This window comes from Conexibacter woesei Iso977N (assembly GCF_000424625.1).
GTDB lineage: Bacteria > Actinomycetota > Thermoleophilia > Solirubrobacterales > Solirubrobacteraceae > Baekduia > Baekduia woesei_A.
Map to the genome: position 1 here is coordinate 1,629,004 of NZ_AUKG01000001.1, position 21,617 is coordinate 1,650,620.

17 protein-coding genes and 1 riboswitch are annotated in these 21,617 nt (G+C 73.3%); of the genes, 9 read left to right on the plus strand and 8 right to left on the minus strand.

Annotated elements, in window-relative coordinates; genetic code table 11:
* Positions 1-170: 170 nt before the first annotated feature.
* Genes H030_RS36675 through H030_RS38325 form a run of 3 tightly spaced genes read right to left on the minus strand, consistent with a single transcriptional unit; the run spans position 171 to position 4,105 of the window.
* Complete coding sequence (locus H030_RS36675; RefSeq protein WP_051222026.1) at positions 171-1,355, minus strand: glycosyltransferase; 1,185 nt, start codon at positions 1,353-1,355, stop codon at positions 171-173.
* A gap of 10 nt (positions 1,356-1,365) precedes the next feature.
* Entirely contained in the window at positions 1,366-2,844 is a 1,479-nt protein-coding gene (locus H030_RS0107980; RefSeq protein WP_027005727.1) for a flippase, read from the minus strand.
* Positions 2,845-2,851: 7 nt separating this feature from the next.
* A complete protein-coding gene (locus H030_RS38325) occupies positions 2,852-4,105 on the minus strand; it encodes a cellulase family glycosylhydrolase (protein WP_027005728.1) in 1,254 nt (417 codons plus the stop codon).
* Between the two features lie 69 nt (positions 4,106-4,174).
* Here H030_RS38325 and H030_RS38950 point away from each other — a divergent pair, with 69 nt between their 5' ends.
* On the plus strand, positions 4,175-5,164 hold the full coding sequence (locus H030_RS38950; protein WP_051222028.1) for a tyrosine-protein phosphatase: 990 nt from the start codon (positions 4,175-4,177) through the stop codon (positions 5,162-5,164).
* Positions 5,161-6,558: an O-antigen ligase family protein gene (locus H030_RS0108000; RefSeq protein WP_027005729.1), complete on the plus strand. Its 1,398-nt coding sequence runs from the start codon at positions 5,161-5,163 to the stop codon at positions 6,556-6,558. The genes H030_RS38950 and H030_RS0108000 overlap by 4 nt, the downstream gene beginning before the upstream one ends.
* A gap of 20 nt (positions 6,559-6,578) precedes the next feature.
* On the opposite strand, the gene H030_RS30315 is transcribed toward H030_RS0108000, so the two are convergent.
* A complete protein-coding gene (locus tag H030_RS30315) occupies positions 6,579-8,174 on the minus strand; it encodes a polysaccharide biosynthesis tyrosine autokinase (protein WP_196809043.1) in 1,596 nt (531 codons plus the stop codon).
* A gap of 145 nt (positions 8,175-8,319) precedes the next feature.
* Positions 8,320-8,394, plus strand: a riboswitch (cyclic di-GMP riboswitch).
* Positions 8,395-8,404: 10 nt separating this feature from the next.
* Between H030_RS30315 and H030_RS36685 the strand changes: the two genes are divergently transcribed.
* Positions 8,405-10,195: a putative glycoside hydrolase gene (locus H030_RS36685; RefSeq protein ID WP_155891912.1), complete on the plus strand. Its 1,791-nt coding sequence runs from the start codon at positions 8,405-8,407 to the stop codon at positions 10,193-10,195.
* A gap of 43 nt (positions 10,196-10,238) precedes the next feature.
* Positions 10,239-11,369 carry a glycosyltransferase gene (locus tag H030_RS30325; protein ID WP_051222033.1) on the plus strand — a complete coding sequence of 377 codons (1,131 nt, stop codon included), beginning with the start codon at positions 10,239-10,241 and terminating at the stop codon, positions 11,367-11,369.
* A 9-nt stretch (positions 11,370-11,378) separates the two neighbouring features.
* On the opposite strand, the gene H030_RS0108020 is transcribed toward H030_RS30325, so the two are convergent.
* From H030_RS0108020 to H030_RS0108030, 3 genes are read right to left on the minus strand one after another with little or no spacing between them, the layout of a single operon-like run.
* Positions 11,379-12,578 carry a putative glycoside hydrolase gene (locus H030_RS0108020; protein WP_196809044.1) on the minus strand — a complete coding sequence of 400 codons (1,200 nt, stop codon included), beginning with the start codon at positions 12,576-12,578 and terminating at the stop codon, positions 11,379-11,381.
* 54 nt (positions 12,579-12,632) lie between these two features.
* Positions 12,633-13,649 (minus strand): hypothetical protein, encoded by a 1,017-nt coding sequence (locus H030_RS0108025; RefSeq protein WP_027005732.1) that lies wholly within the window; start codon positions 13,647-13,649, stop codon positions 12,633-12,635.
* Positions 13,646-15,475, minus strand: coding sequence for an alpha/beta fold hydrolase (locus tag H030_RS0108030; RefSeq protein WP_027005733.1), 1,830 nt, complete (start codon positions 15,473-15,475; stop codon positions 13,646-13,648). The genes H030_RS0108025 and H030_RS0108030 overlap by 4 nt, the downstream gene beginning before the upstream one ends.
* A gap of 128 nt (positions 15,476-15,603) precedes the next feature.
* Here H030_RS0108030 and H030_RS0108035 point away from each other — a divergent pair, with 128 nt between their 5' ends.
* Genes H030_RS0108035 through H030_RS36690 form a run of 5 tightly spaced genes read left to right on the plus strand, consistent with a single transcriptional unit; the run spans position 15,604 to position 20,309 of the window.
* A complete protein-coding gene (locus H030_RS0108035) occupies positions 15,604-16,494 on the plus strand; it encodes a 3-keto-5-aminohexanoate cleavage protein (protein ID WP_027005734.1) in 891 nt (296 codons plus the stop codon).
* Positions 16,491-17,729 (plus strand): CaiB/BaiF CoA transferase family protein, encoded by a 1,239-nt coding sequence (locus tag H030_RS30330; protein WP_081690608.1) that lies wholly within the window; start codon positions 16,491-16,493, stop codon positions 17,727-17,729. The genes H030_RS0108035 and H030_RS30330 overlap by 4 nt, the downstream gene beginning before the upstream one ends.
* A complete protein-coding gene (locus H030_RS0108045; protein WP_027005735.1) occupies positions 17,726-18,427 on the plus strand; it encodes a MerR family transcriptional regulator in 702 nt (233 codons plus the stop codon). Before H030_RS30330 ends, H030_RS0108045 begins: the two co-directional genes overlap by 4 nt.
* Before the next feature lie 37 nt (positions 18,428-18,464).
* Positions 18,465-19,295 carry a DNA-3-methyladenine glycosylase family protein gene (locus tag H030_RS30335; protein WP_051222034.1) on the plus strand — a complete coding sequence of 277 codons (831 nt, stop codon included), beginning with the start codon at positions 18,465-18,467 and terminating at the stop codon, positions 19,293-19,295.
* Positions 19,296-19,349: 54 nt separating this feature from the next.
* The gene (locus H030_RS36690) at positions 19,350-20,309 is read left to right on the plus strand and encodes a GGDEF domain-containing protein (RefSeq protein ID WP_081690610.1); all 960 of its coding nucleotides are present in this window, start codon (positions 19,350-19,352) and stop codon (positions 20,307-20,309) included.
* On the opposite strand, the gene pepT is transcribed toward H030_RS36690, so the two are convergent.
* Positions 20,306-21,610, minus strand: a complete 1,305-nt coding sequence (gene pepT / locus H030_RS0108060) for a peptidase T (protein WP_027005736.1) — start codon at positions 21,608-21,610, stop codon at positions 20,306-20,308. The two genes, H030_RS36690 and pepT, sit on opposite strands and share 4 nt — an antisense overlap.
* Between the last annotated feature and the right edge of the window lie 7 nt (positions 21,611-21,617).

A 21,617-nucleotide genomic window follows, 5' to 3' on the forward strand; every position in this document is an offset into this window, starting at 1 on the left:
CGCAGGACATCACAGCGCTCTGGAAGTGGACGGAGGGGGCGTGCGCCCGCTGCTGAGGGCGTGGCGCACGCCGGGAACCCCGAGGCCGTTATCCGTCCGTCTCGGCCGTGCGCATAGCGAACACCATTCGCGCCGGTCCCTGCCAGTTGGCGGTCCGCAGCCTGACCTCGTCAGGAGCGGCGCGGTGCCACGGCGTGCTCGTAGAGCGCCTCGTAGGCGCGCGCGGTCGCCGCCCACGAGCGATGCTCGGTCACGTAGGCCAGCCCCGCGGCGCCCAGGCGCGCGCCCGCCCCGCCGGGGTCGAGCATCAGCTCGGCGATCGCCTCGGCCAGGGCGGCGGGCTCCTGCGCGATCCGGCCCTCGACGCCGTCGCGGACGTCGAGCCCGCCGTAGGCCAGCGGTGTGCCGACGACCGGCAGCCCGTTGGCCATCGCCTCCAGCACCTTGTTCTTGATCCCGGAGCCGGTGAGCATCGGGCACGCGTAGACGCCCGCGCGGTCCAGCTCGTCGCGGACGTCGTCGACCGCGCCGGTGACCGTCACGCCGTCCAGCGCGCCGAGCGCGAGGACGCGCGGCGTCGGCTCGCGGCCGACGAGCCGCAGCGTCGCCTCGGGGACGCGCGCCCGGACCAGCGGCAGCAGCTCGCGCGCGAGGTGCTCGGCGGCGACCTCGTTGGGCGGGTGGGCCATCGAGCCGTGGAAGGCCATCGCGGTCGGGATCCGCGGGACCGAGTCCGCGCGGCGCGCGAAGCGCTCGGCCTCGACGCCGTTGGGGATCACGTGCAGCGGCAACGGATGGGCCGGGTCGGTCAGCGCCTGCGCGTCGAGGTCGGAGACGACGACGACCGCCGAGTAGTGCGGGTAGTTGCTCAGCTCGTGCGCGCGGCGCCGGCGCGCCTCGACGCGCAGCAGCGACGCCTTCAGCCTGCTCGCGCCGAACGCGCGCGTCTCGGCGGCGACGTGCCAGGCGTCCAGCGGCGCGGCGATCGCCGGCCGGCCGCCCAGCCGGGCCTGCAGCGAGCAGAGGTCCCCGGGCGTGACGTGCACGACGTCGGGCGCGAACGTGCGCAGCTCCTCGTCGAGCGGGCCGGCCAGCGCGCCGGTCGCCGTGGCCGCGCGCAGCGGCGCCCCGCCGGCCGCCCAGCGCGCGAGCAGCAGCGCGTCCTGCGCGCGCGACGACGCGGGCGGGTGGACGAGCCGGATCGCCGGGTCGGCGGTCCGGTCCTCCGGCCGCGCGAGCGCGAGCACCCGGATGTCGTGACGGTCGCCGAGCTGCTCGCGCAGCGCCGCGACGACCAGGCCGGTGCCCTCCAACGGCGCCAGCGGCGCGCTGGCGGTGACGATCAAGACCTTCATGTCGATCCCCTCACGGCTCCGTCGGCCCGATCACGACCGCCTGCTCGGCCGTGGCGTCGCGTCGCAGCCTCGGCAGCGTCCCGCCGAGCAGCCGCACCTCGATCCCGATCGACACGCCGAGGTAGAGCACCGCGCCGACCGGCAGCGCCAGCCACAGCCTCTCGCCCGCCGCGACCTCGCCGGCGGCCATCGCCGCGGCGCCGGTCAGCGGCGCGATCAGCAACCGGAACCACGGCAGCCCGCTGACGAGCGGCCGCGTCGCGATCACGCAGAACAGCGCCAGCAGCACCTCGGTCGCCAGCGTCACGGCCGCGGCGGCCTTGTAGGACCACTCCGGGATCAGGATCAGGTTCAACACCACGTTGAACACCAGCGCCACGGCGAAGGCGATCACGACCGGCCTGCCGTTGGTGCGCGTCAGGATCAGCGTCGCCGCCTGGTTGCTGACCGCGTAGAAGATGGGGGAGAACGCGAGCAGCTGCAGCGCCAGCACCGACGGCTCGAACTGGTCCAGGCCGTAGGCGAGGTCGATCAGCGGCCGTGCGCAGACGAACAGCGTCACGGAGATCGGGACGATCAGGGCCATCACGAGCCGCATCGAGTCGCCGTAGATGTCGCGCAGCGACGGCGTCGAGTCGTTGCTGAGGTAGGCGTACATCGGCGTCGCCGACACGACGACCGACCACGTGATGAACAGCGTCGCGTCGATCAGGCGGTAGCTCGCGCCGTACCAGCCGACCGCGGCGCTCGCGGCCAGCAGCGACAGCAGGATCGCGTCGACGCGCATCACCGCCTGCGCCAGGAGGTCCTGCGCGCCGAACATGCCCGAGCGCCTCATGAGCCCGAACCAGCGCCCGGGCCGGAGCCTGAGCAACGGCGGCGGGTAGTGGCGGTAGGCGAGCCAGAACGAGATCACCAGCGCGGCGGCCGACGACACCAGCGCCGCGACGCCGACGGCCACGATCCCGCCGCCGAGCAGCAGCACCGCGACGCCGATCAGCGCCTGCAGGTACTTGTTGGGGATCGCGGCGTAGGTGTAGTACCGCATCTCCTCGCGGGCGATGAAGATCGTCAGCGGGACGGTCGCGACGAGGTCGCAGACCATGCTCGCGCCGACCAGCGCCAGCAGCCACGACGTGGCGCTGAAGCCGGAGATGCCGACCGAGATCGCGAACGCGAGCAGCGTCAGCCCGCCGGCGACGACGACCTTCAGCCCGACCGCGTCGAAGAACACGCCGCGGATGAAGTCGTGGTCCTTCGCGGTCTCCTGCAGCAGGTAGCGGTTGGTCCCGAAGTCGCCCGCGACCCAGATGATCTGCGTCAGCGACAGCGCCAGGACGTACTTGCCGAGGTCGACCTCGCCCAGCTTGCGCGCGATCACCGCGAACAGGACGATCGACGCGACCTTGCCGGCCACCTCCGTGAACGCCCGCAGCGCCGAGTTGACGATCAGCGTGCGACGCTTGGGAGCGGCGCCGGCGGTGCTCATGGGCGGGTCAGCGGTGCGCGCGTGCCGTCCGCGATGACCACGTCGACCGGAACGTGGCCGTCACGCCCGAACGCGGGATCACCGTGGGCATGACGATGCGGAACTTGCCGAAGCGGTCGGTCCGGAGGGTGGCGCGGAAGCGGAGCTGCCCGTTGGCCTTGACCTGCAGGTTGTAGAAGTCGGTGATCGACGCCGTGCCCGAGGCGACGAGGTGGCCCTTGCGCACCGACAGCCGGATGTGCGGCGCCGGCAGCGAGCTGCGCACCGGCTTGGCGAGCAGCTTGGTGAGGCCCGTCAGCAGCGGCTTGGCCTTGCCCCTGCTGTCGAGCAGGCCGAAGCGGTAGGCGGTGCTCTCGTCGCGCATCGTGTAGACGACCGCGGCCTTGACCCAGCTGGTGCGCGAGACGGCCTTGATGACGTCGGTCGTCGCGTTGCGCTGCCCGGTCGTGGTCAGGCACGCGTGCTCGAGCAGGACCGACGGGCCGCCCCTGCGGTAGCAGGAGCTCCAGCCGAACTCGGTCAGCCACAGCGGCTTGCTGTCGCCGTTGTGCTGCTGGATCGTCCGCGTGTTCTTCAGCGCGTACAGCGGGACGTCGTAGAAGTGGACGGCGAGGCCATCGTAGAAGCCCTTGATCCCGACCGTGTACATCGCCTGCAGCCACGCGCCGTTGGAGCCGACGAACGAGCCGGCGAGGACGGGCAGCTTCGGCGCGACCTGCTTGACGGCCGGGTAGACGGCCTTGTCGAGCGCGACGTACTTGGCGACCTTGTCGGGTCCGGCCCAGTACAGCTCGTTGGAGTGGTCGGGCTCGTTCCAGACCTCATAGGCGCCGAGCTTGGCGCCGTAGCGCTGGACGAGGAACTTCGAGAACGCCGCGAACGTCTGCGGGTCGCTCGGCGGGTAGCGGTAGACCGCGGAGGACGTCGAGCCGGAGCAGTTGCCCTTCCTCGGGGCCGAGGAGGCCCAGCACGGCGTGCCGTCGGCGAACAGGATGACCTTCAGCCCGGACCTGGCTGCGCGGTCGACCGTCTGGTCGAGCTGCGACAGCTCGCCCTGGTCGTAGCTGCCGGCGCCGTCGGGCTCGATCGCCGCCCAGAAGGCCTGGACGCGGATCGCGCCGAGGTGGGCCCTCTTGGCCGTGACGATGTCCGAGGACAGGTGCGCGGGGCCGATGCCCTGGATCCCGACGAGCGTCTTGGCGCTCGCGGAAGCCGTGCTCGACAGCAGGAGGAACACGAGGAGGGCCAGCGCCGCGTGCACTGGGCGCCTCGATGCAGCAACCGACGAAGGCAAGGAACGAGATGATACACCGGCGAAGAGGGCGTTCTGGTGATCAGCGACCTGCACTGCCACATCCTGCCCGGCGTCGACGACGGGCCGCCGACGATGGACGAGTCCCTGCGCCTCGCGCTGGGACAGGTCCGCGACGGCGTCCGGCGGGTCGTCGCGACCCCGCACCACGGCCAGCGGATGCGCGTGGAGGCGGAGGTCATGCAGGCCGGCGTGGCCGCGCTGAACGCCGAGCTGGCGCGCCACGAGATCCCGCTGGAGGTGCTGCCGGGGGCTGAGGTCGCGATGGCGCGGCTGCCCGACCTGGACGCCGGCGACCTCGGCGCGCTGGCGCTCGGCGGCGGCCGCTGGATCCTGCTCGAGGCGCCGACCGCGGGCCAGTTCCCGGTCGAGGCCGCCGTCAGGCAGGTGCAGTCGATGGGCTTCGAGGTCCTGCTCGCCCACCCGGAGCGCTGCGCGGTGTTCTCGCGCGACTTCTCGCTGCTGGAGGCCTGCATCCGCGCCGGCGCGCGCGCGTCGCTGACCGCGTCGTCGCTGACCGGCGCGTTCGGGCGTCCGACGCGGAGGATCGCGCTGCAGATGGTCGAGGCGGGGCTGATCCACAACGTCGCCTCCGACGCCCACGACGCCGTCCGGCGCGCGCCGGACCTGTGCGCGTCGACGCGCGACGCGGGCTACAGCTCCAAGCGCCGTCACGAGTGGTACGAGGCGTTTCCGGCGCTGGTGCTCGGCGGCGGCGCGGAGGCGCCGCCCGCCGCGCCCGTGGTCGCGCCCAGGGAGGCGCCCGCCCCGGCGGCCGAGAGGCCCGCCGCACCGCCGCCGCCCAGGCCGGAGATCCCGACCTACGAGCAGATCGCGGCGACGATGGCTGCCAAGGGCTTCGCGCCCGAGCGCATCGAACGCGCCATCGCGGCGTTCGTACCCGTGCCGGTGGCGCGCCGGATCGCGCGACGCGCCATCCTGGCGGCCGGACGCGGTGGTGCGGAGGTATCGCCACCGACCCCACCGGCCGATAACTCGAACGGATGACCGCTCTGCCGAAGATCCCCGGGCTGCGCCGCGGGCCGACGCCCGGCCCCGCCGTGCTCGCGCTCCTGTTCGGCAGCGCCGGCCTCGTCGTGCTCGCCGCGGCGATGGTCGAAGGCCTGGACCAGAGCGCGCTCTCGGCCCCGAAGGTCTTCATCGCCGGGCTCGGCCTCGTCTGCTTCTGCGCGCTGGCGCTGGCGCGCTACGACACGGCGGTCGTCGTCTCGGTCGCGCTCACCGCGGTCGTGGTCATCGAGCCCGCGCCGTGCGACGCCGCGTTCTCGGTCCTGATGGCGATCGCGGCGGTCACCGGGCGCTTCCGCCTCTCGCGCGCGCCGCGCAGCGCGATGCTGTTCGTCAGCGCGCTGCTGGCGATCAACGTCCTGTCGATCATGGACTCCGTCTCGATCAGCACGGCGTTCCGGTTCTTCTTCATCACCGCCTACCTGATGGCGTTCTCGATCTGGATGTGCGGCTACCTGGACCGGCCCGAGCGCGTCCGGGCGGTCGTGATCGCCTACCTCGTGGTCGGCGTCGGCTCGGCGCTGCTGGGCGTCCTGGCGTTCAACCTGCCGATCCCGATGCGGGCGCAGTTCCTCGGCGACGGCGGCAGCCGCGCGCAGGCGCTGTTCAAGGACCCCAACGTCTACGGCCCGTTCCTGGTGCCGATCGCGGTGATCCTGCTCGACCAGCAGGTGCGCCCGCGGCTGCTGAGGCTGCGCCCGATGGTCGGGATGGCCCTGTTCGGGATCCTCGCGCTGGGGATCCTGTTCTCGTTCTCACGCGCCGCCTGGGCGAACCTCGCGATGGCGACGGCGATCATGCTCGTCGGCTCGGCGATCACGCGCCGCGGCGGCGGGCGCGCGATGCGCGTCCTGGTGGGGCTGGTCGTGATCGGCGCGGTCGTCGCCGCGATCCTCGGCGCGACCGGCTCGGTCGGCTTCCTGCAGCACCGCGCGCAGATCCAGAGCTACGACACGCAGCGCTTCGCCGCCCAGCACGCGGGCTACGAGCTCGGCTGGAGCCATCCGGTCGGCGTCGGGCCGGGGCAGTTCCAGTTCCACCACAACATCGAGAGCCACTCGACCTACGTGCGCGTCCTCGCCGAGCAGGGCTTCGGCGGGCTGCTGGCGTGGCTGGCGATCCTCTCGACCACGCTCGTGCTTGCGCTGCGCAACGTCGTCCGCGGCCGCGACACCTACGGGATCGGGCCCGCGGCGTTGCTCGGCTGCTGGTGCGGCCTGATCTTCAACAGCGCGGTCGTCGACACGCTGCACTGGCGCCACCTGTGGCTCGTCGCCGCCATGATCTGGGCGGGCGCGATGCGTGAGGCCCGGATCCCGGGCCTGACGACCGGCGCCGGCGCCGCCGCCCGGCGGCGCGACACCGTCCGCTAGCGGCGCCTGCGCCGGCCGCGCTAGCGGCCGGCGGTGATGCCCTCGCCGCGGGGCGAGGAGGAGCTGCTGTCGTCCGTGGGGATGTCCCCGTCGGCCGGGCGCTCGTGGTAGTAGGGCGAGGACGACACGGCGCCGCCGATCGCCACGGTGCCGATCGGGCGGATCGGCAGGCGGTCGAGCGTCATGCGCAGGTCCATGATCGTGTCGAGCGTCTGGCCGCGCAGGCGGGTGACGACGAGCACCTCGTCGCAGTGGGCGGCCAGCAGCTGGGCGTCGGAGATGCCCAGCAGCGGCGGCGCGTCGACGAGCACGAAGTCGTAGCCGAGGTCGGTGACGACCGCGAAGACGGCGGCCAGGCGCTCGCCCGACAGGAGCCTCGCGCCCGCGTCGCCGAGGATCGTGCCCGCGGGCATGACGTCGGCCTCGCGGTTGGCACGCGCGACGACGTGGTCGGCCGCGACGTCGGCGTTCAGGACCTCGCCGCGCTCGGCGAGCGCCAGCAGGTCGCTCAGGCCCGGCCTGCCGGTCAGCGACAGCTCGGTGTCCAGCCGCGGCCAGCGCAGGTCGCCGGAGATCACCAGCGTGCGGCGGCCGGCCTCGGCGAGCTGGCGCGCCAGGCGCAGCGTCACCGACGTCTTGCCCTCGGAGTGCAGCGCCGAGGTCGTCAGCAGCACGTGGTCGTGGTCGGAGCGCAGCTCCATCCGGATCGACGCCGACAGCAGGCGGTAGGACTCCTGCTCGACGCGCGCGATCAGCGGCGCGCGGCGGCGGCCCATGCGGCCCGGCCGCTCCGGGATCGTCGCGAGCACGGGGATGCCGAGCACGTCGCCCAGCTCGCGCTGGTCGGTGATGCCGGGGCGCAGCTGGTCGCGCGCCAGCGCGGCGATCACCGCGATGAAGATCGCCACGAAGAACGCGAGGATCGTGTTGCGCAGCGGGCGCGGCGAGTCGGCGCCGTCGGGGCGGTCGGCGTCGCGCGCGATCTGCAGGTCGGTGCCCGCGTTGGTCGCCTGGACCGACAGCTCGGCGAGGCGGTCGCGCAGCGCGCGCTGCTGGGCCTGGCCGGACGCGGTGTTGGCGTCGGCGGAGTTGGAGATGGCGTCGATCTGGCTCTGCAACGCGTCCTGCGCGCGCCTCAGGGACGCCTTGTCGGCGTTCGCCTGGTCGGCCAGGAACGCCTTCGACACCGCGTTGGCGATGTCGGCCGCGGAGGCCGCGGTCGCGTCGGTCGCGGTGACCGTGATGATGTTCGCGTTCGGGTCCAGCGTCGAGGCGACCCTGCTCTGGAGCTCCTGGCGCGTGAGGCCCAGCGACCTGCCCGCGGCCTGGAGGACCGTCGGCGAGGTGATCAGCGTCTGGATCGTGGCCAGGTCGCGCTGCTCGGAGCTCGCGTCGGACGCGACGAGCGTCGAGGAGCTGTCCGGCGTGACGATGATCTGGCTCTCGGCCTTGTAGGTCTTCGGGAGCGCGACCGAGATCGCCGCCGCCGCGACCGTCAGCACGACCACGATCGTGATCATCAGCGGCAGGCTGCGGCGCAGCGCCGCGATGTAACGGCGCGAGTCGATGCCCTCGTCGCGGCTGCTGCTTCTGTTCAAAGGTTCTTGCGGCGCCATGGCTCTCTCTTCATCGGCTTCGAGCGTACCCCTCCTGAGTCCTGCGACTGACCGGTTGCCGGACAATCGTCCACGCCTCGGCCACTCGCGAAGGGTCATCGACCAAACCTGTCGAGACTTTCGCTGAGAACGGATTCTCACGCTTTCCCGATAAACGCAAACCCGTCGCGAGGCGGGGACGCAAAGCCAGGGGCCTCACGTAGGCAGCCCAGCTTCCGAAGGAGCCTGTGTTGTCGCTTGTCAACCTCAGGGCGCTGGACTGCGCCCGCTTTCGCCTGCCCGTCGCGCTGCTTGCGGCGCTGGCGCTCTTCATCGCCGGATCGACCATCCCCGCCGCTTCCGCCTCTGCAGCGGACGCGGGCGCTGTGCAGTTCGTGAAGCGCACCGGTCCGGAGTTCGACCAGTACATGAACAACCCCACCGCATCCTTCAGCAGTTGGATGCGCGCGAAGTTCTGGCGTTCTGAGGTGTTCACGCCGTACTTCGACAACAAGACCTCCTGGTACGGCAACGGCTGGGTCTACGAGGACTCCTACTCGATCTACCCGTCGAGCCCGAACGTCACCGCCCACCCGGACTGGATCCTCAAGGACGGCGGCGGCAACAAGCTCTACATCCCGTGGGGCTGCTCGAACGGCACCTGCCCGCAGTACGCCGCCGACATCGGCAACCCGGCCTACCGCAGCTGGTGGATCTCCCAGGTCAAGGCCGCCGTCGCGCACGGCTACAAGGGCGTCTGGGTCGACGACGTCAACATGGACATGCAGGTCGGCAACGGACAGGGCGTCAACACCGCCCCGACCGACCCGCGCACCGGCGCCCCGATGACCGCCACCGCGTGGCGCAGCTACATGGCGACGTTCATGGAGGAGCTGCGCGCGGCCGTCCCGAACGCCGAGATCCTGCACAACTCGATCTGGTACGCCGTGTGGGGCCCGCGTGACACCGACCCCTACGTCCAGCGCCAGATCAAGGCCGCCGACTACATCAACATCGAGCGCGGCGTCAACGACGACGGCCTGACCGGCGGCACCGGCGAGTGGTCGCTGAACGCGCTGCTCGGCTACGTCGACCGCGTCCACGCGCTCGGCAAGGGCGTCGTCTTCGACGGCTTCGACGCCGGCACGCAGGGCCGCGAGTACAACCTCGCCGCCTACTACCTGATGTCGACCGGCAACGACGGCGTCGGCCTCGGCGACATGACACCGGACAACTGGTGGTCGATGTACGACGTCGACCTCGGCAACGCCTGCGGCAACCGCGCGATCTACCAGGGCGTCGACCGCCGCGACTTCGCCGGGGGCATCGTCCTGCTCAACGAGCCGGGCGCGCCGACGCGCACCGTCACGCTGCCGCAGGCGATGACCAACTCGTCGGGCGCCAAGGTCACGCAGGTGACGCTGGGCGCCCGCGGCGGTGCGGTCCTGCGCGGCACGACGTCCTGCACGCCGGCCGCGACGACGCCGGCCCCGGTCGTCGTCCCGGTCGCCTCGGGCGGCACGACCGTGACCAACCCGCCGGCGAGCGCCACGACGCCGGCCCCGCCGACCACGACGACGACGCCGGTCGCGACCAGGCCGGTCACGACGACGACGACCACGACGACCAGGCCCGTCACGACGACGACCACGACGACCACCACCAGGCCGGTCACGACGACGACCAGGACGACGGTCGGCCGCAGGCCGGTCCGCCACACGCGGATCACGTCGGTCAAGGTCACGCCCGCCAAGGGCAGGGCCGCCAAGGTCAAGGCCACCAAGTCGACCAAGGCGCACTCCGCGTCGGCGACGTCCTCGGTCCTGGCCACCGGCCAGGTCGCCGAGTCGGGCGCCAGGACGGTCGTGACGCTGCAGGCCAAGCGCCACGGCAGGTACGTCACGGTCTCGTCGGCCAAGGTGTCGGTCAACGACGAGGGCAGCTGGGCGTTCGCCAGCGAGGTGCCGGGCGCCGGCAGCTACCGCGTGCTGATGACCGCGGGCCACACGAAGATCGCCAAGTCGTTCACGACCGCCGGCTAGGCAGCGGCGGGGCACCGCGCCCCGCCGCCTAGGATCCAACGCGATGCGTCGCGTCCTGCTGGCCTTCGAGCCGCCCGACGGCGGAGTCGCCGAGAACGTCGCCCAGCTGGCCGTGGGGCTCCAGGCCCACGGCTGGCAGCCCGTCCTCGCCGGCCCCGCCGAGTCGATCGCCTACGAGCGAGCCGCCGCCGCGGGCGTCGAGATCCACCGCCTCGACTGGGCTCGCGGCTACGGCAGCCCGGGCCAGGACTGGCGCGCGCTGCGCCAGCTGCGCGCGCTGCTGACGTCCGGCGGCGGCTTCGACCTCCTCCACAACCACAGCGCGAAGGCCGGCGTGATCGGGCGGCTCGCGGGGCGGACGCTGCGCGGCCTGCCGGTCGCCTACAGCCCGCACTGCCTGCCGTTCATCGGTGACTTCGGCGCGCCGCGGCGGATCTTCGCCACCGCGATCGAGACCGCGCTGGGCCCGGCGACCGACCGCATGATCTGCGTCTGCGAGGACGAGCGCCGCCAGGCGCGCGGCGCGCACGTCGCCGACCGGCGGCTGCGCGTGGTCCACAACGGCTGCGCCGCGTGCCCGGACGGCGTCGTCGCCGACCCGGCGACCGCCGCGCTGCGCGAGGGCGGCGTGCTGATCGCCGCGGTCGCGGTCCTGCGCGAGCAGAAGCGCCTGGACGTCCTGATCGACGCGGCGCCCGCGATCCTCGAGCGCGTCCCGGACGCGCGCGTGGCGGTCATCGGCGACGGCCCGCTGCGCGAGGAGTTGCACGCGCGCGCCGCCGCGCTGGGCCTGGACGCCGACGAGCGCTTCGCGTTCCTGCCGTTCCGCGGCCCGTCGTGGCAGCACCTGACCGCGATGGACGTCTACGTGCTGTCGTCGTCGTGGGAGGGGCTGCCGATCGGCGTGCTGGAGGCGATGGCCTGCGGCGTCCCGATCGTCGCGACCGACGTCGGCGGGACCGGCGAGGCCGTCACGCCCGACGTCGGGACGCTGATCCCGCCGGCCGACCCGGCGGCGCTGGTCGAGGCCGTCGTCGCGCTGGCCGCCGACCCGGCCCGGCGCGCCGCGCTCGGCGCGGCCGCGCGCGCCCGCCACGACGCGGCGTTCGGGCTGGAGCGGATGGTCGCGCGGACCGTGGCGGTCTACGACGAGCTCGTGCCGCCGCGCGGCTGACCGGCGGCGCTACCGCGCCCGGAGCACCGCGCCGCTGCCGGCAGCGAGGCGCACCGACGTGACCGGCCTGCCGGCCGTGTTGAGGTAGGTCCCGCCGAGCGACAGCGTCTGCGCCGGGCCGCCGGGCGGGTTGACGAGCACGAGGCCGCGGTCGAAGTCGCGGCGGATCACGCCGCTCCACTCGCTGCGCGCGCCGTGCGCCGCGCCGAGGTCGTAGTGCAGCGGGGCCCAGTCGCTGCCCGGCGCCGCGCTGCCCGCGCCGACCGCGTCGGTCCCCGAGGCGATCAGCAGGTAGGCGGCGAGGTTGTACTCGCGCCCGGCGGGCGCGTCGTCGCCGCCCTCCATGATCGCCGCGGTCCCGAGCTGGTGCAGGACGTCGACGTGGGCCAGGAACGCGCGCAGCGACCACTCGCCGTCGCCGCCGGTGAGGCCGGAGTCGTTGACGCCGCGCTCCAGGTTGACCCAGTCGGCGGCCTTGATCTCGGCGCGCACGGCCGGGTCCTGGTCGCGCGCGGAGCCGCCCGCGTACCAGATCGCGTTGTGCACGATCTCGGCCTTCGGGAACGCGTTGCGGATCTGGACCGTGAACGCGGCGACCAGGCTGCGCCAGCGCTCGGCGGTCATCGACGCGCCGCTCGCCGCGACCGCGTTCGCGGCATGGCCGCTGCCGTGGCTGATGCGCAGGTCGAGGTTGACGTCGTCGATCCAGAGGCCCCTGTAGCCGTGCCGCAGCTCGGCGGCGGCCTCGGCGATCCAGTGCCTGCGGAACGCCGCGTTGGAGACGTCGCCGGCGTACTGCGGGCAGGAGCCGTTGTCGCAGCCCCAGGCCAGGAACAGCCTCCTGCCGGAGCGGTCGTGGAGGATCCAGTCGGGGTGCTGCTTGGCGAGCTTCGATCCGACGCGGATCCCGTACAGGTTGCGGTAGTCCCAGACGCGCGTGTACCAGGCGGTCTTGTCGTCGAAGTACGGCGAGTAGACGACCGCGCGGAAGAGGTTCTGGTCCAGCCACTGGCCGACGCCGGTGGTGCTCTTGTAGGTGAACCGGTCGAAGCTCGAGTCGGTGCGCTTGACCGCCAGGACCTTGCCCTGGTCGACGCCCGTTGCCTGCGGCGTGCCGTCGTCGTGGATCAGCGCGGCGACGCCGGCCGCGGCGCCGGACACGGCGAGCACCACGAACACGAGCAGCGTGAGGAGGGCGGAACGGGACACCAGGCGCGCCATGGTAGGTAGTTCGGCTGAGAGCGCCGCCGCCTTGAAACGGTGTCAGGACACGGGCGGGCGCGCCGCGGCGAACGCCGCGCGCAGCGTGACCTGGTCCTCGCCGTGCAGGCCCTGCTTGACCGAGTGCACCGCGAGCACGCCGCGCTCCAGGACGTCGGCCACGGCGAGCGGGACGCGCGCCTGGCCGGAGACGATGCCCGGCAGCGTCGCGACGCGCCGGCCCGCGCCCGCGACGCCCATCGAGAACCACAGGTCCTCGCCGACCAGCGTCCACCACGGCGGCTGGCGGTCCAGGTGGCCGGTCGCGCGCATGCCCTCCAGCGCGGCGCGCGTGAGCGCGTAGATCCCGCCGTGGTCCTCCTCGCCCTGCCAGCCGTTGGCGCGCGCGGCGGCGTCGGCGCGGCGGACGGTGGGCGCGAAGCGCTTCTCGGAGGCGACGACCCAGCGGCCGAAGCTCGTGTCGCCGGGGATCGCGCCGTCGCGCATCGCGGGCGTGCCGAGCATGCCGATCGACGGGTCGGCGGCGACCGCCTCGCCCATCCGCTCGAAGAGGCCGGGCGCGGTCAGCAGCGCGTCGACGTCCATCTTCAGCAGCAGCGCGAAGTCCAGGTGGTCCAGGCACCAGCGGTAGCCCCACGCCAGCGAGGGGCTCAGCCGCGGCGGGCCGCCGGTGACCGCGGGCGTGCGCAGGAAGATCGTGCCCGGCAGCTCGCGCTCGGCGACCGCGCGCGGCAGGTCGTTGGCACCGTCGGCGAGCAGGACGACCGTCGCCTGCGGCGCGTAGGCCCGGACCGAGGCCAGCGTGTCCGGCAGCCAGCGCAGCTCGCCGGGGCCGGTCGGCATCAGGATCACCGGCGCGCCGGGCGCGTGCGCGGGCAGCGTCGCCGGCTCCGGTCCGCCCTCGGCGGCCAGCAGCGCGCGCGTGGCGCGGACCAGCTGCGGCTTGCGCCGCGAGCGCGCCAGCGCGAGCGCGATCTTGCCGGGCACGAGCTGCTTGACCCACGCGCGCCAGCCCGCGGGCATCTCGTGGTCGGAGGAGACGTCGCTGGGCTTGATCACCGGTGCTGGAGCGTCGCGGGCGCGCCGGACGCCTCGGGCAGGCGCTTGACCTCCGCCAGCACCGCCTCGTCGAGCATCGCGTTGACGTAGTGCTGCAACGGCAGCGGCTGCAGCGTGTGGGCGAAGCCCTCGCCCGGCAGCTCGCGGATGTCGACGTTCGGCCAGCGGTCGAGGCGCTCGATGCGGCCCTCGCGGCGCATCTCCTCGTAGACCTGCTCGTGCGGGGTGAAGATCATCAACAACCTGGAGTCGCGCTCGCGCAGGCCGTCGAGCACCTTGTCCAGCGGGTCCTTGCCGAAGCGCCCGCGGAACCACATCAGCGGGAAGCGCGCGAGGGCCCCGAGCACTCGCAGGACCTCACGCGTGGGGATCTGCCGGCGGCGCAGGCGCGCCCAGATCCGGCCCTGCGTGAGCTTCTGCGCGCGGCGGGCCTGGCGCGTGGTCTCCAGCATCGGGGTGTAGAGCAGCGCGCTCGGGTTGACCAGGACGGCGGTCGCGACGCGCGTGTCGGTGAGCGCCGCCTGGAAGGCCCAGTAGGCGCCGGAGCAGACGCCGCCGAGGACGTAGCGGCCGTGGAAGCCGCGGGCGTCGGCGGCATCGAGCGCGGCGTTGACCTGGTCGACGAACTCCGGCGTGTAGACGGAGAAGTCGTCGCGCTCGGCCCAGTCGGCGCCGGCGATGTCGGCGTCGCCGAGGCCCGCGATGTCCAGGCGCAGCGTGACGACGCCGCGCGCGGCCCAGCGGCGGGCGGACTCCACCCACATGCGGTTGGGCCCGGTGCGGCGCTGGCCGCCGACGTTGAGCAGGACCGCGCAGACGCGCGGCGCGGTGGCGCCGGTCCCGGCCGTCGCGGCGGGCTCGGTGACGATCGCGCGCATGTCGCCGAAGTGGTGGGGGAGCGCGAGCGGGGACTCGACCAGCTCGGTGCCGTCGACCGTCAGGCGCAGGGCGTCGGAGGTGGGCGGCGGCGTCGGCGCGTCGACCCCGTTGCGCTCGGCCGGCGGGTGGTGGGCGACCGACGTCGCCAGCCAGCGGTCGACCTCGGCGAACACCGCGGTCGGCGCCTGCGACAGGTGGGGCTCGAGCATCATCGCCGCGTAGCCCTCGCCGGGCAGCGACGTGACCGCGGCGCCCGCGTTGCCGAAGCCTGCGACCAGGCGCGCGTCGGCGGCCATCGCGTCGCGGCCGAGCAGGAGCGCGGGCAGGTCGTGCAGCTCGGGGAGGTCGTCGAGCCTGACGGCCTCGATCGCGGCGAGCGTCTCGGCGGTCAGCAGGTAGCCGGCGACGACCAGCGCGCCGTCCGGGACCGCCTCCAGCTCGGCCTCGCTCAGCTCGTAGCTGGCGGAGGCCTCCATCCGGCCGAAGGTCTTGAGCTCGCGCAGGTAGCGCCTGCCCTGCGCGTGCACGGCCCAGAGCGCGACGCCGTCGACCGTGACGCCGCGGCGCAACGCCTCGCCGGCGACGAGGCCGCCGAGGCCGATCCCGACGATGACGACGCGCGTGCAGCCGCCGGTCGTGCGCAGCCAGGCGACCGCGTCGCGGACCGAGCCGACCCAGGCGCCGAGGCGGTCCGGGTCGCGCGGGTTGCCGGCGCTGTCGCCGGTGCCCGCGAAGTCGATGCGCAGGACGGCGTGCCCCTCGGCCGCGAGATGCCGGGCCCACGTGCGGCGCGGGCGGGTCGACATCTGGTCCTCGACCCCGAACGGCGGGCACAGGACGATCCCGACGCCGGACGCCTCCGCGCTCTCGGGCGCGTGGTACGTCGTGAACGTCGAGGTGTCGCCGGTGCCCAGGTAGAAGGGGCGATCGCTGGGGGCGGCGCTCACCCCTTCGAGGATACTGGGAAGCTGTGCATCGGCTTGGACCGGCGGACAGGTTGCGGATCGGCGCGCGGTGCGACAGAGTAGGAAGTGGCACGTCCCACTTTCCACCTTCTGCGGAGCGAGCAAGCGCCTTGAGCCTCGAGGATCCCGTCGTCATCACCTGCGCCATCTCCGGCGCGCTGGCCAACCGCGACCAGTGCCCGGCGATCCCGTACACGCCCGCGGAGTACGCCGCCGAGGCACGGCGGATCGTTGACGAGGGCGGCGTGCACATCCACATCCACGCGCGCAGGCCCGACGGCACGCCGTCCTACGAGCCGGAGGACTTCACGGCGATCCACGACGCGATCCGGGCCGAGGTCGGTGACGCGGCGATCCTGAACTTCTCGACCGGCACGATCGGCGTCAGCGTCGAGAAGCGCGTCGAGTACCTGCGCGCGTGCCCGCCGGAGGTGGCGGCGCTCAACATGGGGTCCATGAACTACGCGAAGTACTCCAAGCGCCGCAGGGACTTCGTGTTCTCGACGGTGTTCCCGAACCCGTTCGACGAGATCATCGCGTTGTTGAAGGCCATGAACGAGCTGGGGATCAAGCCCGAGCACGAGTGCTTCGACGTGGGCCACGTCGGCTCGCTGACGCCGCTGATCGACATGGGGGTGTTGAGGGCGCCGCTGCACGTGGACTTCGTGATGGGCGTCGTCGGCGGCATCCCGCCGACCGCGCGCAACCTCGCGGTGATGGCGGACAACTTGAACGACGTGCCCGGTGGTCCGCACCACTGGGGCGTGATCGGGATCTCGCGCGGGCAGTGGAGGCTGCTGAACGCCGCGCTGGCGCTGGGCGGGTCGATCCGCGTGGGCGTGGAGGACAACCTCTACCTCCCGGACGGGACGATGGCGACCTCCAACGGCGAGCTGATCGCCAAGGCGCGCGAGATGGTGGAGAACGCGGGGCGCCGGCCGGCGACGGTCGACGAGGCGCGCGCACTGCTCGGGGTCCAGCCGCGCGGGGTGGCGGCGTGAGCTCCGGGCTGCCGTTCGAGGGGCTGAAGGTCCTCGACCTCAGCCGCCTGCTGCCCGGCGGGTTCTGCTCGCTGCTGCTCGCCGACTTCGGCGCGGACGTCATCAAGGTCGAGGACACCGGGATGGGCGACTACATCCGCTGGTCGCCGCCGGCGTTCGAGGGCGCGGAGGAGACGGCGAAGAGCGCGTTGTTCCTGTCCTTGAACCGCGGCAAGCGGTCGATCCGCGTGGATTTGAAGAGCGCTGAGGGTCGCGACGTGCTCCTGCGCCTCGTACGCGACGCCGACGTGGTGCTGGAGTCGTTCCGGCCGGGCGTGCTCGATCGCCTCGGCGTCGGCTACGAGCGGCTGCGCGAGGAGAACCCGCGGATCGTCTACTGCGCGATCACGGGCTACGGGCTGACCGGCCCGAACGTGCAGCGGTCCGGGCACGACATGAACTACTTGGGCTTGAACGGCGTGCTGGCGCTGGGCGGCGAGAGCGCCGACGGGCCGCCGGTCCAGGCGGGCGCGCAGATCGCCGACCTCGGCGGCGGCGCGCTGATGGGCGCGTTCGGGATCCTGGCGGCGCTGCGTGAGCGGGATCGCAGCGGCGAGGGTCAGCTCGTCGACGTCTCGATGTTCGACGGCGCGCTGTCGTGGCTGGCGATGGTCGCGGCGCGGGTCTTCGCGGCGGGCGAGGCGCCCCGGCGCGGGTCGGAGATGTTGTCAGGGTCCTTGCTCTGCTACCGGCCGTACCGCTGCGCGGACGGGTGGGTGACGCTCGGCGCGCTGGAGCCGAAGTTCTTCGGCGCGTTCGCCGACGGCGTGGGGCGGCCCGAGCTGAAGGAGCAGCAGTTCGAGGGCCCGGGCACGGCGGCGCACGCCGAGGTCGAGGCGATCTTCCTGACCAGGACGCGCGACGAGTGGGCGGCGTTCGCCGATGCGCACGACTGCTGCCTGGAGCCGGTGCTGGAGGTCGAGGAGGCGCTGGAGTCCGAGCTGGTCCGGGCGCGCGAGATGGTGATCGAGTTCGAGCAGCCGGGCGCGGGCAGGGTGAAGGGGTTGGGCATGCCGGTGAAGCTGTCGCGGACGCCGGGGCGCGTGCGCTCCGGCGGCCCGGCGCTCGGCGAGCACACCGAGGAGGTGCTGGGCGAGGCGGGCTTCTCGGCCGAGGAGATCGCGGCGCTGGTGGAGTCCGGAGCGGTCGCCACGGCGAAGACCGCCGAGGCAGGGGCTACGTTCCTCGGCTCGTGAACGACGACGGCCTCCTCAAGATGAGCGAGCTCGCCCAGCGCTCCGGCGTCTCGGCGGGCACGATCAAGCACTACCTCCGCGAGGGGCTGCTCGGGGACGGCGAGGGCGTGGTCCGGACGTCGCGCAACATGGCGTACTACCCGCCCGCCTACGTCGAGCGGATCACGCTCATCAAGCGGTTGCAGGAGGACCGCTTCATGCCCCTGAAGGTCATCAAGGGGATGTTGGACGAGGACCCCGACCGCGCGCTGGCGCTGGTCGAGTTGGAGGACAAGATCATCGAGCGCGCGCTGGAGCAGCGCGACACCGCGCGCGTGGCGCGCAGGGAGATCCTGGCCAGGTACGCGCTGCCCGCGAACGTGCTGGCGCGGCTGGAGGAGATCGGCGTCCTGACCCCCGACCGCCGCGGCTTCGACGCCGACGACGTCGCGATCATCGAGGCGATGGTCCGCTTCCGCGCCGGCGGCTACGACGAGTCGCTGGGCTTCACGGTCTACGACACGCTCCGCTACCGCGAGGCGCTGCAGCCGCTGGTCGAGGAGGAGATCGGGACCATGTTGGGGCGCTTGACCGAGCTCGACGTCGACCGCGCCGCCGACATCATCGCCTCCGGCGCCGAGCCGCTGCGCGAGCTGCTCGGCGCGATGCACTCCAAGCTCCTGCTCGCCGAGCTGGCCCGCCAAGCGGGCGAGGGCTGACCTCACGCGGCGCCCGCCCGCGCCGTTGGGACCGACGGTGAGCGACGCGACCCACCTCCGCACCTCCGCGCCGTTCGACGGGGCGGCGCTGCTGCGGTTCCTGGCGGCGCGCGCGATCCCGGGCGTGGAGGTCGTCGCGGACGGCGCCTACTCGCGCACCGTCGCGTTGCCGAGCGGCCCCGCGGTGCTGACGGTCACGCCCGACGCCTCCGGCGTGACGCTGCACGCGCGGCTCGCCGACGCGGCGGACCAACCCAAGGCCATTGCCTTGGTCCGCCACCTCTTCGGCCTCGACCAGGACCCGGCGCCCGCGATCGCGACCCTTGGCGAGGACCCCGCCCTCGCTCCGCTGATCGCCCAGCGCCCCGGCCTCCGCGTCCCCGGCACGGTGAGCGGCTTCGAGCTGTCCCTCCGCGCGGTCCTCGGCCAGCAGATCTCCGTCGCCGCCGCCCGCACGCTCGCCGGCCGCATCACGGCGCAGCTCGGCGCGGCGCTGCCACCGGAGCTGGCGAGCGGCGGCGCGCTGACGCACCTCCTCCCGACGCCCGCGGCCATCGCGGCCGCGCCGGCGGACGTCTTCCCGATGCCGAGGTCGCGGATCCGGACGATCCAGGGGCTCGCCGCCGCCGACCCGCGTCTCGACGCGCCGGCCGACGCCGATGCGCTCACCGAGCTCTGGGGCGTGGGGGCCTGGACGGCCGGCTACGTCCGGATGCGCCTCGGCGACCCCGACGTCTTCCTGCCGACCGACGTCGCGATCCTCAAGGCGCTCCGGAACCTCGGCCTGACGGAGGCCGACGCGCCACGTTGGGCCCCCGTGCGCAGCTTCGCGACGCTCCATCTCTGGGCATCCCTGGCCAACGCTTAGCGTCGTCGGACCACCCGCGCAGGAGTCCGCGCGCGGACTGGGTAGGACTCACCTATGAGGCAGTCGCGACGGGTCGCCGCCGCACCCCCGGAGGTGCGCTTCCTCGCGCTGCTGACCCTCGGTGCGGCGGGCGCGTGCGCGGTCGCGGCGGCGGCACCGGTCGCGCCCGGGCGGCCGGTCGCGCTGCTGGTCGCCGCGGCGGTCGCCTCGGTCGTCCTGGCCGCGCTGCTGATCCTCTCCGGGCCGCGGATCACGCCGCTGGCGCTGGCGGCCGTCGTCGGCGTGATGATCGTCGCGACGTCGTGCCTGGTCGCCTCGGCGACGACCAGCGCGGGCGCGATGCTCGCGGGCTACGCCTACGTCTGGCTGACCGTCTACTCCGCGCTCTTCCTGCCGCCGCGCGCGACGCAGGTCCACGCGCTGATGATCACGATCGGCTTCGGTCTCGGCCTGCTGATCGACGACTTCAGCGCGACGTTCACCGCCTGGCTGCTCGTGTCCGGGACCGTCTGGGTCTCGGGCCTCACGCTCTCCGGCCTCTCGGCGCGCGTGCGCAGGCAGGCGGAGACCGACGACCTCACCGGCCTGCTCAACCGCCGCGCGTTCACCGCGGCCGCCGACCGCGAGCACGAGCTGGCCGCCCGCACCGGCGCCGACCTGACCGTCGTGCTGATCGACCTCGACGGCTTCAAGGCCGTCAACGACCGGGAGGGCCACGCGGCCGGCGATCAGCTGCTCGCCGCCCTCGCCCACGACTGGCAGGCCGCGCTGCGCCCCGCCGACATCCTCGCCCGCCGCGGCGGCGACGAGTTCGCCCTGCTGCTGCCCGCGACCCCCGCCGACGGCGCCGACCACGTCGTCGAGCGCCTCCACGCCGCGCACCCGTTCGCCTGGAGCTCCGGCGTGGCCGCCTGGCCGATCGGCACCCCGCTCGACGTCGCCCTCGCCGAGGCCGACGCCAAGTTGTACATCAACAAGCGGGGCCGCTCCAACGGCGAGCCCGTGCCCGCCTAGGCCGCGGCGGCGCCTCCGCCCGCGGCGGCGGCCTTGAGGTCGTCGGCGGTCCAGGCCTCGGCGAGGTGGACGATCACCGCGGCGGCCGAGGCCATGTCGTGCAGCGACGCCCACTCGCGGACCGAATGGAACTCGTGGCCGCCGGTGAAGATGTTCGGCGTCGGCAGGCCCATGGCGCTGAGGCGCGAGCCGTCGGTGCCGCCGCGGATGACGGTCCGCTTCGCCTCCAGCCCCTCGGCGGAGATCGCGCGCTCGGCGGCGGTCACGACCTCCGGGTACGGCGCCAGGTGCGCCTTCATGTTGGGGTACTGGTGGTGGACGTCGACCTCGAGCTTCGCGCGCGGCTCGGCGCCGACGATCTCCTCGGCCGTCGTCCGGATCAGGTCGATGTGCTGCTGCAGCAGGTCGTCGTCGAAGTCGCGGACGATCGCGACCACGGTGGACCTCTGCGCATCCCCGCCGATCTCGTACGGGTGGATGTAGCCCTCGCGCCCGTCGGTCGTCTCCGGCGTCAGCCGGTCGGACGGCAGCGCCGCCACGATCCGCGCGGCCAGCCGCGTCGCGTTGACCAGGATGTCCTTCGCGAACCCCGGGTGGATGTCGACGCCGTGGATCGTCAGCGTCACCTCGGCGGCGGTGAACGTCTCCTCCTGCAGCTCGCCGGCCTCGGAGCCGTCCAGCGTGTACGCGCCGTAGGCGCCGAAGCGCTCGACGTCGAACAGCGTCGCGCCCTCGCCGATCTCCTCGTCGGGCGTGAAGCAGATCCGGAACGTCGGGCGCGGCAGCTCCGGGTGCGCGGCCAGGTGGGCGATCGCGGTCATGATCTCGGCGACGCCGGCCTTGTCGTCGGCGCCCAGCAGCGTGTCGCCCGACGACGTGATGATGTCGTGGCCGGCCTTCGACGCGAGCGCGCCGACGGTCGCCGGGTCGAGCACGGTCCCGCCGCGCGGCAGCTCGATGACGCCGCCGTCGTAGTCGCGGTGCACGATCGGCTCGACGCCCGCGCCCGGCGCGTCCGGGGACGTGTCGACGTGGGCGATCAGCCCGACGACCGGCGCGCCCTCGACGTTGCCCGGCAGCGTCGCGACGACGTAGCCGTTGTCATCCAAGAACGCGTCGTCGAGGCCGATGTCCTTCAACTCGCTGACCAGCAGCCGCCCCATCTCCAGCTGCCCGGGCGTCGACGGGCTCTGCCTCCGGTGCCGCCCGGCCGTGGACTCGATCCGGACGTAGCGGTCGAAGCGCTCGAGCAGGCCCGGGGCCAGCTCCTCAGCGAGGGGAGACGAGTAGGAGGACGCCATCGCTTCA

Excerpts from the sequence above, each read along its gene's own strand:
- H030_RS36675 (WP_051222026.1), bottom strand. The coding sequence starts at position 1,355 with ATGAAGGTCTTGATCGTCACCGCCAGCGCGCCGCTGGCGCCGTTGGAG.
- H030_RS0107980 (WP_027005727.1), bottom strand. The coding sequence starts at position 2,844 with ATGAGCACCGCCGGCGCCGCTCCCAAGCGTCGCACGCTGATCGTCAAC.
- H030_RS0108000 (WP_027005729.1), top strand. The coding sequence starts at position 5,161 with ATGACCGCTCTGCCGAAGATCCCCGGGCTGCGCCGCGGGCCGACGCCC.
- H030_RS30315 (WP_196809043.1), bottom strand. The coding sequence starts at position 8,174 with ATGGCGCCGCAAGAACCTTTGAACAGAAGCAGCAGCCGCGACGAGGGC.
- H030_RS30325 (WP_051222033.1), top strand. The coding sequence starts at position 10,239 with ATGCGTCGCGTCCTGCTGGCCTTCGAGCCGCCCGACGGCGGAGTCGCC.
- H030_RS36690 (WP_081690610.1), top strand. The coding sequence starts at position 19,350 with ATGAGGCAGTCGCGACGGGTCGCCGCCGCACCCCCGGAGGTGCGCTTC.
- pepT (WP_027005736.1), bottom strand. The coding sequence starts at position 21,610 with ATGGCGTCCTCCTACTCGTCTCCCCTCGCTGAGGAGCTGGCCCCGGGC.